Source organism: Curvibacter microcysteis (assembly GCF_028649455.1).
GTDB lineage: Bacteria > Pseudomonadota > Gammaproteobacteria > Burkholderiales > Burkholderiaceae_C > Curvibacter > Curvibacter microcysteis.
Map to the genome: position 1 here is coordinate 311,852 of NZ_JAQSIO010000002.1, position 13,779 is coordinate 325,630.

13 protein-coding genes are annotated in these 13,779 nt (G+C 64.6%); 2 read left to right on the forward strand and 11 right to left on the reverse strand.

Translation table 11 applies throughout. The features are described 5' to 3' along the window. Positions 1 to 68: 68 nt before the first annotated feature. From PSQ39_RS06640 to PSQ39_RS06650, 3 genes are all read right to left on the reverse strand, one after another. Positions 69 to 1,061 (reverse strand): P63C domain-containing protein, encoded by a 993-nt coding sequence (locus PSQ39_RS06640; RefSeq protein WP_273925921.1) that lies wholly within the window; start codon positions 1,059 to 1,061, stop codon positions 69 to 71. A gap of 627 nt (positions 1,062 to 1,688) precedes the next feature. After that, the gene (locus PSQ39_RS06645; RefSeq protein ID WP_273925922.1) at positions 1,689 to 2,615 is read right to left on the reverse strand and encodes an ADP-polyphosphate phosphotransferase; all 927 of its coding nucleotides are present in this window, start codon (positions 2,613 to 2,615) and stop codon (positions 1,689 to 1,691) included. After that, the gene (locus PSQ39_RS06650; protein WP_273925923.1) at positions 2,612 to 4,054 is read right to left on the reverse strand and encodes a PQQ-dependent sugar dehydrogenase; all 1,443 of its coding nucleotides are present in this window, start codon (positions 4,052 to 4,054) and stop codon (positions 2,612 to 2,614) included. Before PSQ39_RS06650 ends, PSQ39_RS06645 begins: the two co-directional genes overlap by 4 nt. Before the next feature lie 266 nt (positions 4,055 to 4,320). Here PSQ39_RS06650 and PSQ39_RS06655 point away from each other — a divergent pair, with 266 nt between their 5' ends. Beyond that, positions 4,321 to 4,848 (forward strand): acyloxyacyl hydrolase, encoded by a 528-nt coding sequence (locus tag PSQ39_RS06655; protein ID WP_273925924.1) that lies wholly within the window; start codon positions 4,321 to 4,323, stop codon positions 4,846 to 4,848. Positions 4,849 to 4,920: 72 nt separating this feature from the next. Here the strand turns inward: PSQ39_RS06655 and PSQ39_RS06660 are convergent, their stop codons facing one another. The 8 genes from PSQ39_RS06660 to PSQ39_RS06695 are packed head-to-tail and all read right to left on the reverse strand — an operon-like array spanning position 4,921 to position 11,996. Next, positions 4,921 to 6,234, reverse strand: coding sequence for an MSMEG_0569 family flavin-dependent oxidoreductase (locus PSQ39_RS06660; RefSeq protein ID WP_273925925.1), 1,314 nt, complete (start codon positions 6,232 to 6,234; stop codon positions 4,921 to 4,923). Between the two features lie 23 nt (positions 6,235 to 6,257). Continuing rightward, on the reverse strand, positions 6,258 to 6,554 hold the full coding sequence (locus PSQ39_RS06665; RefSeq protein WP_273925926.1) for an MSMEG_0570 family nitrogen starvation response protein: 297 nt from the start codon (positions 6,552 to 6,554) through the stop codon (positions 6,258 to 6,260). Between the two features lie 10 nt (positions 6,555 to 6,564). Next, complete coding sequence (locus PSQ39_RS06670) at positions 6,565 to 7,761, reverse strand: MSMEG_0565 family glycosyltransferase (protein ID WP_273925927.1); 1,197 nt, start codon at positions 7,759 to 7,761, stop codon at positions 6,565 to 6,567. Further along, positions 7,758 to 8,771, reverse strand: coding sequence for a sll0787 family AIR synthase-like protein (locus tag PSQ39_RS06675; protein WP_273925928.1), 1,014 nt, complete (start codon positions 8,769 to 8,771; stop codon positions 7,758 to 7,760). Before PSQ39_RS06675 ends, PSQ39_RS06670 begins: the two co-directional genes overlap by 4 nt. Further along, positions 8,768 to 9,331: an MSMEG_0567/Sll0786 family nitrogen starvation N-acetyltransferase gene (locus tag PSQ39_RS06680; RefSeq protein WP_273925929.1), complete on the reverse strand. Its 564-nt coding sequence runs from the start codon at positions 9,329 to 9,331 to the stop codon at positions 8,768 to 8,770. Before PSQ39_RS06680 ends, PSQ39_RS06675 begins: the two co-directional genes overlap by 4 nt. Before the next feature lie 36 nt (positions 9,332 to 9,367). Next, positions 9,368 to 10,438 carry an MSMEG_0568 family radical SAM protein gene (locus tag PSQ39_RS06685; RefSeq protein WP_273926362.1) on the reverse strand — a complete coding sequence of 357 codons (1,071 nt, stop codon included), beginning with the start codon at positions 10,436 to 10,438 and terminating at the stop codon, positions 9,368 to 9,370. A gap of 53 nt (positions 10,439 to 10,491) precedes the next feature. Then, positions 10,492 to 11,493 (reverse strand): Nit6803 family nitrilase, encoded by a 1,002-nt coding sequence (locus PSQ39_RS06690; RefSeq protein WP_273925930.1) that lies wholly within the window; start codon positions 11,491 to 11,493, stop codon positions 10,492 to 10,494. Positions 11,494 to 11,513: 20 nt separating this feature from the next. Beyond that, the gene (locus tag PSQ39_RS06695) at positions 11,514 to 11,996 is read right to left on the reverse strand and encodes an MSMEG_0572/Sll0783 family nitrogen starvation response protein (protein WP_027474024.1); all 483 of its coding nucleotides are present in this window, start codon (positions 11,994 to 11,996) and stop codon (positions 11,514 to 11,516) included. 381 nt (positions 11,997 to 12,377) lie between these two features. Here PSQ39_RS06695 and PSQ39_RS06700 point away from each other — a divergent pair, with 381 nt between their 5' ends. Next, positions 12,378 to 13,778, forward strand: coding sequence for an aminotransferase-like domain-containing protein (locus PSQ39_RS06700; RefSeq protein WP_273925931.1), 1,401 nt, complete (start codon positions 12,378 to 12,380; stop codon positions 13,776 to 13,778). Position 13,779: the final 1 nt, after the last annotated feature.

A 13,779-nucleotide genomic window follows, 5' to 3' on the forward strand; every position in this document is an offset into this window, starting at 1 on the left:
TCAGTGAAGAAGATGGAAGAGATGCAGGAGGCTGCGAAGAAGGGGAAATGAGCGCCGCCCCGGGTGCATCAATCAAGATCTAATCGTTTTTGTCCACCAAAGCGTTCGGAAATCTTGGCTTCGTACTCGTGCAGAGTCTGTGATGACTCGGCCATTTCAAGAACGCGCCCCAAATGCATGCGCAGCGCCCTGGTTCCAACCTCGTTCAAGAACTGGAACAGCTTTTTGCCGCCGCCGTCACTTTCCCTTGACTCTTTGAGCATGGCCAACAAGCTTCCATTGCTTTTTGCAAGTGGGTAGTACACATGGTCAATGGTGAGATGTCGGTGCTTCCATGAGCGCCCACGAATCGGTGCGGTGATCGAATAGAGCCTAGCCCACTCTAGGTAAAGCTCTGTCGGAAATTCCTTTTCGTACTTCCGCGCCTCTTCCTGGACGAAGGCCTTGAATGCCTCAATGACCTCTTCAACTTCAGGTCGATAGCCGGCCAAGGCATAAACCAACCCTTGAATGCCGGCTTTCGACGATGCCGATAGCAGGATGGCGGCATTTTGAGCCAACCTTAATTGGGATGGCGCTAGCGTTCCAGCAATCTTTGCCTCAATGATTGCGTTGCAGATGTCCATCAAAAGAGTGACATCAAGTCCGTGAACGGGCCTTGGTTGCCCGATGCCGCCGCCCACCGTCGAATCCTTAAAAATCAATGGGTTAGCTAGCTTTTCAAGGATATCGGCACCCACCGATGTTGACGATATAGATCTTGATTGAACAAAGCTTTTCAGCGCCGTTCCACTTGATGAGGACAACCCGAGCGCTGCGGCTATTCCGCGCTGACTCATGACGGCTGTCTTTTTTGCATCATTCAGCACGTAGCACTCAGAATCGAAGCCAAACTGCTCCTTGAAGTTTCCTTTGCGGATGGCCTCAAGCGGGCGCGCTGCAGTGTGACGAGCAAGAGCAGCCTTGCGAGCAATTTCTGATCGCCGTTCTGGCGACAGGCTCTCTTTCCTTGCCAAGCCACCTTTGGCGCGTCCGGAAGGTTTGCTTTGATCATCTTTCATGCATGCATCCTTAAAACTGTTGTGCTTGCATTTTATTTTGATCGCTACAACCAAGCAAGCATGATTTTTAAACTTTCTGCTTGCATGGCCCTCACCCCTCCCGGCTGACCTCATCGCTTGCCACCCGTGGCATCCAAGCCGAGCACCCATCAGCCGGGCCTACCCGCATAAACCCACGAGGGACGCAAGCGCTGTACCTCCAGTGGGCTGCGGGTTCTTTGATCCCGATGAGCCATGCGCAGTCATCGCAGGTTCTCACGGGGCACCTGCCGAGTTGCTGAATGCTGATCCATTCGCTGTCGTTCATGCTGTGGATTTATACAGCATTGAAATCAGCCCATCGGGTTTCCTGGGTTAAACCAAGGGAAGAATGCCAACATCCGACAGAATCTAGCAGAACCAATTTCCAATGAAATCAAGCACTTAGCTTCTGTGCGTTTCTTTAAAATCATGGCCGAGTGGGTTCGAGCCCCATCAGCCACCCCAACTGATAAATCAAAAACCCGCTGTCGAAAGGCAGCGGGTTTTTTGTTTTTTGCGTTCTACGCCGGGCTGATGTGCCCTTTCGGCTGCCAATCGGCAGCTCGTCCATCCAGCAGCTTGGCTGGCTTGGGGCCTCCTCGGTTCCTACGGTTTCTTGGGCTGACCATGGCCTGTCAAAGCCGCCCCCGATCGGCCGTCTCGCTCAAGCAGTGCCCTCAGGGCCTGCAATTCCTGTGACCTTTGGGCGCTCACTTTGGGGTACTGCATCGGCAGTGACTCCAGCAGGTTCAGCACGATGCGCGAGACGATCAAGTGGGTCGTTTTCTTTTCGTCAGCCGGCACGATGTGCCAAGGGGCCTGGTGGCTGCTGGTGGCGGTGATGCACTGACCGTAAGCCTTCATGTAGGGCTTCCAATAGGCCCGCTCTTGCACATCGGCAGCGCTGAATTTCCAGTTTTTCTCGGGCTGATCGATGCGCTCCAAGAGCCGCCGTCGCTGCTCCTCAGGCGAAATATGCAGGAAGAATTTCAGGATCTTCAGGCCATTGCGGTCCAGATGACGTTCCAGGTTGGTGATCGATTGGTAGCGGTGGCGCCAGGTCTTGTCCTCAGGCGCAGCCAGGCTCGGCACGCCTTCGCTGCGCAAGATCTCCGGGTGAACGCGCGCGATCAGCACCTCTTCATAGTAGGAGCGGTTGAAGATCCCGATGCGGCCGCGCTCCGGCAAATCGCGGGTGGTCCGCCACAGGAAGTCATGCTGCAATTCAGCCTCGCTGGGGTGTTTGAAGCTGAAGACTTGACAGCCCTGAGGGTTGACGCCCGACATCACATGTCGGATGGCACTGTCCTTGCCGGCTGCGTCCAGGGCCTGAAAGATCAGCAGCACCGCGAATTGGTTGGACGCGTACAACAGGTCCTGCAATCGGCTCAGTCCCGCCACCTGCGACTCCATCAGGTCCTCGTAGGCCGTTTTGCTGCGGCAGATGTCGGGCACCCGGGTCGGCCATTTCTTCAAGTCGATGGTCTTGCCTGGGGGGGCGATGAAGGCGCTCACGGCCAGCTTGGCTTTCATTCGGGACCCCGGCTGGCCTGGTCACGGGCTCGGCCTGGGGCGGGTCGCACTGCGCTGGGCTTGCCCATCCACTCCTGCACCACCGCACCAAGCGGTTCTCTGGCGCGGTCAGAGGGCCGTGCAAGTGGGTCTGCAGAACTGACCCGCCAAACCACGTTGCCCACATCGTCTGCGACCAGCAGATCGCCTTGACGGTCAATCGCCACCCCCACGGGTCGCCCGTGCGCCCCACCTTCGCCATCCAGAAAGCCAGTCAGCACGGCCAGTGGCGGGGCGCCTGAGGGGTGGGCGCCATCGAAAGGCACAAAAATCACCTGATAGCCACTGTGGGGCCGTCGGTTCCATGACCCGTGCTGGCCGATGAACATGCCCTGTGCAAAACGGCTGGGCAAACGGTTGCCCTGCGACGCCGCCAGCCCCAGGGAGGCGGTGTGCGGCCCCAAGGCGTAGTCAGGCACCAGGGCGCTGGCCACCCGTTCTGGGTTGGGGGGCTGCACCCGCTCGTCCACGTGCGATCCAAAGTAGCTGTAAGGCCAGCCGTAATAGCCGCCGTCCTGCACGGAGCTCAAATAGTCGGGCACCAAATCGCTGCCGAGCTCATCGCGTTCATTGACCACCGTCCACAGCACGCCATCGCTGGCCCAGGCCAGACCCACGGGATTGCGCAGGCCACTGGCGAAGACGCGGTGTGCGCCGCTGACGGTGTCCACCTCCCAGATGGCCGCGCGCTCGGCTTCGACGGCCAGGCCGTTCTCGGCCACATTGCTGTTGGACCCCACCGTCACATACAGCTTGCGGCCATCTGCGCTGGCCAGCAGGTTCTTGGTCCAGTGGTGGTTGATGCGGCCGGCGGGCAGTGGGGTCACGACGATTCCGGGTTCGCTGATCCGCGTTTGACCAGGCTTGTAGGGAAATCGCAGGATCGCATCCGTGTTGGCCACATAGAGGTCCTGGCCTACCAGCACCATCCCAAAGGGCGAGGTAAGACCGCTCAGGAGCACGTGCCGCTCATCTGCCACCCCGTCGCCACGGCGGTCTCGCAGCAAGGTGATGCGGTTGGCCGAGGGGGTCGCGGCCCCGGCAAGCTTCATCACCAGGCGGGCGACGGCGCCCTTCAGACCAGGGCTGTCGTCGGGGCGTTCTGGGGCATTGGTCTCGGCCACCAAGACGTCGCCGTTGGGCAGCACCAGCAGCCAGCGTGGGTGGTCCAGGCCTTGGGCAAAAGCCACCACGCGTGTGCCCTCTGCGGCCTGTGGCCTCCTGTCTGGAGGCCAAGCCCTGACGGGGGCGATGTTCACGGTGGGGATCAGCGTGGGGTGGGGAGCGACCCATCGGGGATGAGGGCCTGTGCCGTCCGCCACGGTGAGTCGCGCGGTGTCGCCACAGGCGCTCAGCACCCAGCTGGTGGCGGCCAACAAGGCCATGGAGGCGGACTTCATGATGGGCTCCTGAGGTGCCTGGACTGCGCGCTGATTCGGTCAGGCTGCAGCGCATTGTGGCGACCCGTGGCTGCTTCAGACCGTCTGCCACCGCACCATCGCCCACAGCGTTCAGCGTCCTCCCTCGGGGCGATGATGGTCTTGGTACGGCAGCGTACCGACCCGCGCGAAGCCGGGGCTTAGGCTGGCGCATGCCTGCTCCCCCATCCCACCCACTGTGCAGGCCCTGGCCTGGAGCCCGAGGGCTGCTCTTCGTTGCACAAGGTGTGTTGACCGTGACGGGGGGCTTGTTCGCGGGCGCCACGGCCATCGCGCAAGAGGGTGCCGCCGCGTCCCCTGGGGGCTACAGCGTGCAACTGGGCAACGGACGCAACGCCTCGCGCGCGGGCCTCAGTTGGGAAACAGCACCCTGGTGGGGCTCGGCGGGCGAGGCCCGAGAAGGGCGCTGGTCGGCGGTCACCGAGCTGGGCGCGGCTCGCTGGGCTGCCCACGGCGACAGGGCGCCGGCGTCGGTTTGGCAAGTCAGCGTGACGCCGCTTGTGCGCTACGGGCCCGCCAGCCTGCCGGGACTTTTCTTGGAGGCCGGCATCGGTGCCAGTGTGTTTCGCCACACCCATTTTGCAGACGATGCCATCAGCACCGCCTTCCAGTTTGGGGACCACCTGGGGGTGGGCTATCAGGTCACTGCGCAGCACCGCATCAGCCTTCGGCTGTCGCATTACTCGAATGCGGGCATCAAGTCGCCCAACCCCGGCCTGACCGTGCTGCAACTCAGCTACACCTACCTGCCTTGACGCACCCAGCGCCGCCAGGGGCTGCCCCCTTCCGGAGGGGACTCGACCCCAGGCGCGCGGGCCAGGGGGGCTTCAGCTGAGCGCCTCTTCCAAGGCTGGCTGCGGCGAAGTGGCCGCGGCCGCCTGCTCCCTTTTGGCGATGACATCCGCCAAATGCGCCGCGTCCTCCGCAATGCCGAGGAAGCGGCCCGATCCCCAGGTGTTGAGCCAGGGCAGGCCCAAGAAGTACAGGCCCAGCACGTTGGACACCCCTCGGTCGTATTTCGGGTGCCCGCGGCCGTCGAAGGCGGGCAGCTCGATCCAACGGTAGTCGGGTCGGAAGCCAATGGCCCAGATGATGGTGGTGATGCCTGCCGCCTCGGCATCCAGGCTCAGCACCTCCTGTTCCGGGCGCCAGACCTTGACGAACTCTGGCTCGATGGGGGCGTCGATTCCCTGGGCCGCGATGTGACGGTCAATGTCTTTGCGAATCCCGACGTAGACCTCATCGGCGTCATCGAGGTTCTTCTCCAGGTCCGGCAGAAACCGCAAGGTGCTGCCCTCGATGTCGGCCACGCTGCCGTACAGCTTCACCCCTTGTCGGGCGAACTGGCGCAGGTCGATTTCATGGCCGCCGTCGCGCCCCGTCATGTAGTGGTTGGTGCGTTCCCGGGCCCGGTCGCCCAGGGGGTGGCGGTCGATGGTGAGCCCATACACCCCCATGTCCATCAGCCAGGCCGTGGACTCGCGCCCTCGGTACACGCGCGGGGAGCGGGGGGCCGGGCCCACGCACAGGTGCACCTTGCGGCCCGCCAGGTGCAGGTCTTCCATCAGTTGCACGCCGGATTGCCCGGTGCCCACCACCAGCACCTCGCCGTCGGGCAGGGACTCGGGGTTGCGGTAGTCCACCGAATGGATTTGCTTGATGCGCTTGGGCAGGCGCTCGGCGTAAGGCGGAATGATGGGCATGTCGTAACCCCCCGTGGCCACAATGACATGGCGGGTGCTGAAATCACCCGCGCTGGTGGCCACCAGCAAGTCGCCATTCTTTTGTCGGGTGACCTGGTTCACGCTGACCCCTTCCACCACCGGTGGGCGGGTCTTCAGCGCGAAGGCCTGCACGTACTCGACGATCTGGTCCTTGAGCATGAAGCCCTCGGGGTCATCGCCGGCGTACGGGAAGTCAGGCAAGCGGCACTGCCAGTTCGGGGTCACCAGGCAGAAGGTGTCCCAGCGGTCTTTGGCCCAGGAATGGGCGACGAACTTCTTTTCCAGCACGATGTGCTCGATGCCGTGTTGCTTGAGGTAGTAGCTGACCGACAAACCTGCCTGGCCGCCACCGACCACCACCACGGGGTAGTCTTTTTCCTCAAGCAGGTGTTCTTGGTTGTTGAAAAGCGTGGACATGGGGTTGAACTCCTTGGAAAAAATCAACGGGATCCGGGGGTGAAGGCCAGCACCTGCACACGGGGCGAAGCGTCTGCCTCAAAGGCCTGGGCGCGGTGTTTGATCTGGCCCAGTTGGTCGATCGCGCTGGAGCAGAAGTAGCCGTACTTTTGCTGCACGCGCTCCGAGGCCTCACTCAAGGCCGCATCGCAGCGGGCCACGAAATCGCCCAGCGCGTAGTCCGCGCCCACGGCCAGGTGGTCGGTGATGACCAGCGAGGGGGAGTAGCAGCGCTCCTGGGCGCCATCGGGCCACCGCACGGTGAAAAACATCTCAGGCATGGGAATCTCCTCAGCAAAAAGTGGGTTGGAAAGGGGGCCTGGGGGCGTCCTGCGCCAGCCCGGCATACAGCTCGGCGTGGGCCCGCGCCGCCGCCGCCCAATCAAAGCGGTGGGCGAGCTGCCAACCGCGCTCACTGAGCGCACGGGCTGTGCCCTGGAACAGCACCTGCAGCAAGGCTTCCGCCATGGACGGCGCCGAGTGCGGGTCCACCCACAAGGCATCGTCCGGCCCCAGAAAATCGGTGAAAGGCGCTTGCCTGGAGACGATGACGGGCCGCCCGCTGGCCATGGCCTCGACGATGGCCAGGCCAAAGCCCTCCAGGAGGGACGGGAACAACAAGGCCGTGGCCAGGCGGTACAAGGCGGGCATGTCGGCATCGGCCAGCACGCCCGTCAGCACCACCGGCTGGCCAGGCCCTGTGGGCAGATTGGACTGGGCCAGCAGCTGTTCAAAGCGCTGCCGGTAGGGGCTGTGGTCCAGCAGGCTGGCGCCGCCTGCGATCAGCAACTGCGCCGTCGGCACGCGGGCCCGCAGTTGGATGAAGGCCTGCAGCGCGCCCACGGTGTTCTTGCGGGCCTCAATGCCCCCAACCATCAGGTAGACCGGGCCGGGGCCCAAGCCCAGGCGCCGGGCCAGATCGGCATCGCGGGGCGTCGGCACGGCGCTGAAGCGGCGCAGGTCCACACCGTTGTGGATGACCTGGGCGTCGCGCTGAAAACGCTCGCGCAGCTTGGGCGCCCACGACTCACTGACGCAGACCAGGCGGTTGGCCTGGCAGATGCTTTGGGTTTCCCAGGCGTCTACCACCGGGTCACCGAAGCCCGCGTCCACATGGTGCACGGTGCGCACATAAGCGCCCACCAGTCCCTGCCGCCGCAAGGCCAGCAAGGCATTGGCCCCGATGCCGTCATGCGCATGGAACACATCGAACTCAGCCCGCCCGGCCTCTGACAAGCCCTGCACAAAGCTGTGGATGCGCGCCTGCACCACCTCGCGCAGGCTGCGACCCGAACCCGGCACGGGCAAGATCCGCACGGCTGCGCGGCAGGCGCGGAACAGGGGTTGGCCCGGCACGCCGGGCGCATGCACCGTGACCGCATGGCCCTGGGCCATGAGTGCGTCCGCCAGCTCGAGGCAATGCACCACCCCGCCACGCGGGTTGGTGGAGTGCGTCAGCAAGGCAATGCGCAACGCATCGCGGCTCACGCCGGGCTCCCGACTTCGAGGCCACGTCCCCGGCTGCCCTGGATGAAAGCCTGGGTGGCCAAATTCCACAGCAGGGCCCACTCATGGCCTTGTTGCACGATCAGCTGACGCACGGCTTTGACTTCCCCCACGTCCGCGCAGGCCAGCCCCCGGGCCTCAAAGCGTCGCTGCACGGCGTTCACATGCTCGGGCCGCACGCTGAGGATGAAGCCGTAGCTGGGGAAGGCCGTCAGCCACCGCAACAGCGGCACGCCCTCGGGCTTGGGAACCGCGTCCAGGTCCACCACAGCGCCCACCCCAGAGCACTCCAGCAGCATCAGCGTGGTGCCCAGGGTCCCTGCCATGCTGATGTCCTTGGCGGCCTCGCACAGGCCGGCCTCGGCGATCTCGGGCAGCAATTCCAGGTCTGCCCGCAAACGCTCGGCGGGGGCTTCTGTCGACGCGTTCCAGTAGGGAAAGGGTTCTTGCCACTGGCCGCGCAGGTCCACGGCCATCAGCAAACGGTCGCCCGCGCGGGCCTTGAAACTGCTGAGCAAGCGCTTGGCCTGGCCCAGGATGGAGACCGCCAGTTGAGGGTGTTCCGACCGCAGGTTGCTGTGCCCGCCCACCATGGGCACGCCGTAGCGCTGCGAGGCGGCCGCCATGCCGGCCAGCATCTTCTGGGTCTCGGCGCCAGCCCCCTGGCCCCACAGCGCATTGACCACCGCCGTGGGGCGCCCGCCCATGGCGTAGATGTCGCTGATGTTGACCATCACGCTGCTGTAGCCGGCAAACCAGGGCATGCGGGTGATGAAGTCTTCCACCAGGCCTTCGATGGCCAGCAGTTGGTAAGCGCCATGGCCATCCGGCAGCGCCGCAGCATCGTCGCCCAAGGGCACGGCCTGGTCCATCTGGGTCACGCCTTGTGGGAAGAGGTCGTCAAAGCAGTTCACCACATCGCTGATGTCGCGTTTGTGGGCAAAGCCGCGGCTGTCTCGCAGCGCGGTCACCAAGGCCATCAATTCGCTCATGGTTGAACGCCTGCGTCGACAAAAAAGCCCATCAAGGGGTCATGGCAAGGCGGGTAGTGGGCCAGGTCTGCCTGCATCAGGTGGTGCTCGCGGCCATGTGCCAAGGAGGTGTCCAGTGAGCGCCAGTGCAGCTTCTCGAACAGGGGCACGTTTTGCACCTGCACATGGGCCAGGAAGGTCTCGCAACCCAGGCCATGGGCGGTGCAGACGGCCAGCCGGATGAGCTGTGCGCCCAGCTTGGCTTGGCGGCGCATGGTGCGCTGCACGGCCAGCCGGGAGCCCCACCACAGGCCCGGCGAGGCCTCGTGGATGCGGACCGTGCCCAGCACGCTGGATGGGGAGGATCCCAGTTGGCTTCCGGCGGCGATGAGCAGGCGGGCGTGCAGGTCGATCGCGTCCCGGTCGCTGCCTTCAAAAATGCCCTGCTCCTCGCAGAACACCGCTCGGCGCAGGGCCAGGGCCTGTTCGATTTCTTCATCGAGCACGGCCTCACGCACGTAAAAGGCGGGCCAGCCCTGGATTGGGCGTGCCGCAGGGGAAGAGAGGGTCTCGCGGTTCATGGGGGACTCCGGAAGCGGTGGTGAGGTGGGGGGGGCTCAGGACTCGTACACCGACATCGACGAGCAGGCGCCGCATTTGCCGCAACCGGCCTTGATGTCGGTCGAGCGCAGGCCGGCCCCGCTGACGAGGCGGCCCAAGGGCTCCAGCACCGAGCGCATGAATTCGGGGCTGGGCGCGGGGTGGCTCTCCAGCGGCGTGCCGCTGATGGGCACAAAAGGCACGACGAAGGGGTAGACCCCCAGTTCGACCAGGCGGGCGCTCATGTCGAGGATGGCCTCGCGGCTGTCGCCCAGGCCCGCCAGGATGTAGCTGCTGACCTGGCCCCGGCCAAAGACCTGCACGGCGGCCTCAAACGCGCTGAGGTAGCGCGAGATCGGCACCGAAGCCTTGCCCGGCATGATGCGTTCGCGCACGCTGGGGGTGACCGCCTCCAGGTGCATGCCCAGGGTGTCGATGCCGGCGGCCTTCATGCGGGCGAACCAGGCGTCGTCATCGGGCGGTTCGCACTGGCCTTGGATGGGCAGGTTCACGGCGGCCTGGATGGCCTGGGCGCTTTCACACAGGATCGCAGCCCCTCGGTCGGTGGCATTGGGGGTGCCTGTGGTCAGCACCATGTGCTTCACGCCGTCGAGCAGCACCGCCATGCGGGCCACCTCAGCAAGTTGCTGGGGCGTCTTGCGCTCGATGGTGCGGCCCGCCGCCAGGGATTGTCCGATGGCGCAGAACTGGCAGGTTTTCTTGCGGCTTTCGTAGCGGATGCAGGTCTGCAGCACGGTGGTCGCCAACACATCGGACCCATGCAGGGTGGCGATGTGCGAGTACGGCACGCCGTCCAGGGTTTGCAGCGCATAAAAACGCGGCTGCTTGGGGAAGCTGATGCTGGCGATCGGAATCGCATCGCGGGTGATCACGCTGCGGCCCTGGGCATCGGGGGCCTGGGCCACAAAGGGCGAGGACCAGGCGGTGGAGGTGTGGACCGGCACCATGATGGTGTGGCCATCCACCGTCACCGCTTTGTGGTCCGACGGGCCGGCACCGCCGCGTCGGCTGGCCACGCCAGCCGTGGTGTCGACCAGGCGCAGACCCAGCGATTGCAGTTCACTCATCAGGTGCCGGGTGTCCGGCGCAGGCATCAAAGCGGCTTGGGGGCTCATGGCGTTCACTCCTGAGAAAAGGGGGTGTCGGGTGCCGTCGCAGCGGCTGTGGCGGCAGGTGCCGGGTCGGCACCCGGCATCTCGAAATGGGTCTGCGCGGGGCGCCGGTTGATGGCCAGGCTCAGCAGCTCGGGGCGCGCGTAGTGGCCCACCGAATCCATCATTCGCTTGCGCTTGGTGACCAGGGCCAGGTCCAGGTCGGCGATCACCATGCCCTCGCCCTCGGTCAGGGGTTCGGCCAGGTACTTGCCTTCGGGCGACACGATGGCGGTGTGGCAGCCGCCGCGCAGGGCGCGTTGCAGGCTCACATCCGGGGTGACGGACTCGATCTGCGCATCGGTCAGCCAGCCCGTGGCATTGACCACAAAGCAGCCCGACTCCAGCGCGTGGTGGCGGATGGTCACGCCCATCTGGTCGGCAAAGATGGGGCCCACCAGCGAGCCCGGGAACTGCGCACAGTGGATCTCTTCGTGCTCGGTCATCAGCGCATAGCGGGCCAGCGGGTTGTAGTGCTCCCAGCAGGCCAGGGCGCCGACACGGCCCACGGCGGTGTCCACCACCCGCAGACCCTGCGCATCGCCTTGGCCCCAGACCATGCGCTCGTGGTAGGTGGGGGTGATCTTGCGGCGCTTGAGCTTCAAGGCGCCGTCGGCGTCGAAAATCAGTTGCGTGTTGTAGAGGCTGCCGTGGTCGCGCTCATTCACCCCCAGCACCACGACCACGCCCCGGGCGCGGGCGCGCTCGGCCACGGCCTGGGTCACCGGGCCTGGCACCACCACGGCGCGCTCATGCAGTTGCAGGTGCGGGGCACCCTGCTGGCAAGGGGGCAGGACGAAGGAGAAGTAGGGGTAGTACGGGACAAAGGTTTCGGGGAACACCACCAGCTCGGCCCCCTGGCGGGCGGCCTCATCAATGGCATTGCAGACCCGGTCCAGCGTTCCGGTGGGGGTCTCCAGATCGGGCGCGATCTGGACGGCGGCGGCACGGACGGTTCGAGCTTGGGTCATGGTGATGTTCCCCACTCGCCTTAGACCGTCCAGGTGTCGATGATCAAGGCACCTTCCTTGCGGTGCAGCAGCTTGATGTCGAGCACGTCAAGCGGGCTGATGGGGCGAATGCCTGGGATCAGCGAACCTTCACCATGGCCATACAAGGCTTGCAGCGCGAAGCGGCAGGCATAGACCTTGCCCCCTTCGGCCATGAACTTGATCAGTTGGTTGTTGTGGTTCTGGTGACCCGGGAAGGCCTCATCGCCCAGGGTCGGGAAGCCGCGCTGCAGGCCCAGCGTGACGCCGGGGCCATACAGCAGCACCGAGGTCTCAAAGCCCTTGCGCAGCAGGCGGGTGGCTTGCAGCAGGTTGACGAAGCCGATCGAGCCTTCGAAGGCGACGGTGTGAAAGGTCACCAGGGCTTTTTCGCCCGGTGCGGCCTTGACGTCTTCAAAGACTTTTTCTTCGTAGTCGACAAGGAAATCGCCTTTTTGATGGGCGGGTTGGGTGACTTTTGGCATGTGGCTGCTCCATGAAGGGTTGGTGGGCAGACACCCGGCGCGTTGGCTGGGTGCCTGCCTTCTTCATTGCAGGGGATGTGCCACTGCACAGGGCCAAAATGCGATCAATCTCCAATCAAGCCCATGGGGACTGCCTTGGCCCTCATGAAAAAAAGAGAGCGGCCGCCGAACTGCCGAAAACCAGCCAGGCAGGCCCGCGAGAGCCCTTGTATTTCCATGCGATCAATGCACTCGATCATTGATGGGCACAGCACCAAGATCGACCTTTTGACACCTGGAATGGCAGCGCTTGGTGCGCTTCAGGGAGGGGGGGCGGCACATTGATCGGCATGCTTTATGCGATCAATTTTCAGCCCCGCCCCATCAATCAAGAACCACGCCATGCCCATCAATGCCATACGCTGGCGCAAGCGCCTCCAACAAGACAGCCGCCCGGCGTACCTGATGATGGCCGAGCTGATCGCCGAAGACATTCAGCGCGGCGAGCTCAGCACCCGCGAGCGCCTGCCCACCTTGCGCGACTTGGCGCAGCTGCTGAAGTTGAACTACACCACGGTGGCCCGCGGCTACGCCGAGGCCAAGCGGCGGGGCTTGATCGATTCGCACGTTGGCATCGGCACCGTTGTGCGGGGGCGCATCCCGGGCCTGCCGCTGCGCTCAGGCAGCAGCGCCGAGATGACCATGAACCTCCCGCCCGAGCCCTTGGTCAACACGCTGGTTCAGCAAATGCAGCAACAGGCCGGCGAGGCCCTGGCCAACGGGGGCACGCATGGTTATTACGAGCTGATGCGCTACCAAGACTTTGGCGGCAGCAACGAGGCCCGCGATGCAGGCGCCCTGTGGTTGCGCAGCCATGTGCCCCAATGCCATGCCGCTCAGGTGCTGGTGGGCCCGGGCATCCATGGCGTCTTGCTGGCCTTGATCTCCATGCTGTGCCGGCCCGGCGAGGTGATTTGCGCCGAAGCCTTGGCCTACCCGGGCATGAAGGTGATCGCGGCCCAGCTCGGGGTGAAAATCCAGCCGCTGCCACTGGACGACGAGGGCGTGAGTGCGGACGAATTCGAGCACGCCTGTAAAACCCTGCAGGTCCGCGCCCTGGTGTGCAACCCCAACATCCACAACCCCACCACGGTCAGCATGAGCCTGCAGCGGCGGCGGGAGATTGCCGACATCGCCACCCGCTACAGCGTGCCCCTGATCGAGGACGATGCCTACGGCAAGCTGCAGTCCAAGCCCCTGCCCACCTTGCTCAGCCTGGCGCCCGACTTGACCTACTACATCGCGGGACTGTCCAAGAGCCTGGGGGCCGGGCTGCGCATGTCCTATGTCTGTACGCCCAACCCGCGCTTGCTGCAACGCACGGCCGGTGCCTTGCGCGCCACCACAGTGATGGGGTCGCCCTTCAATGCGGCGATGGTCACGCGCTGGATCCAAACCGGCTCGGCCCAGGCCATGCTCAATGCCATCCGGGAGGAGTCGGGGCTGCGCCAACAGCTGGCGCGCCGCTACCTGGCCGAGCACGGGGCGCAGGCCGACCCCGAAGGCTTTCATGCCTGGGTCCCTTTGCGCGAAGACTGGAACCCCATCGAGGTGGCGACCACCTTGCGCGCCCAGGGCCTGGCCTGCGTCGCCAGCGCCGCCTTCACCACCGATGCCGACCCACCCCCCGCACTGCGGCTGTGCCTGGGGGGATCGATCGGGCGCGAGGACCTGCAAAATGGCTTGCGTTTGCTGTCCTCGGTGCTCGATCAGCCCACGCCGCCCTTGGCCGCCGCGGGCTGAT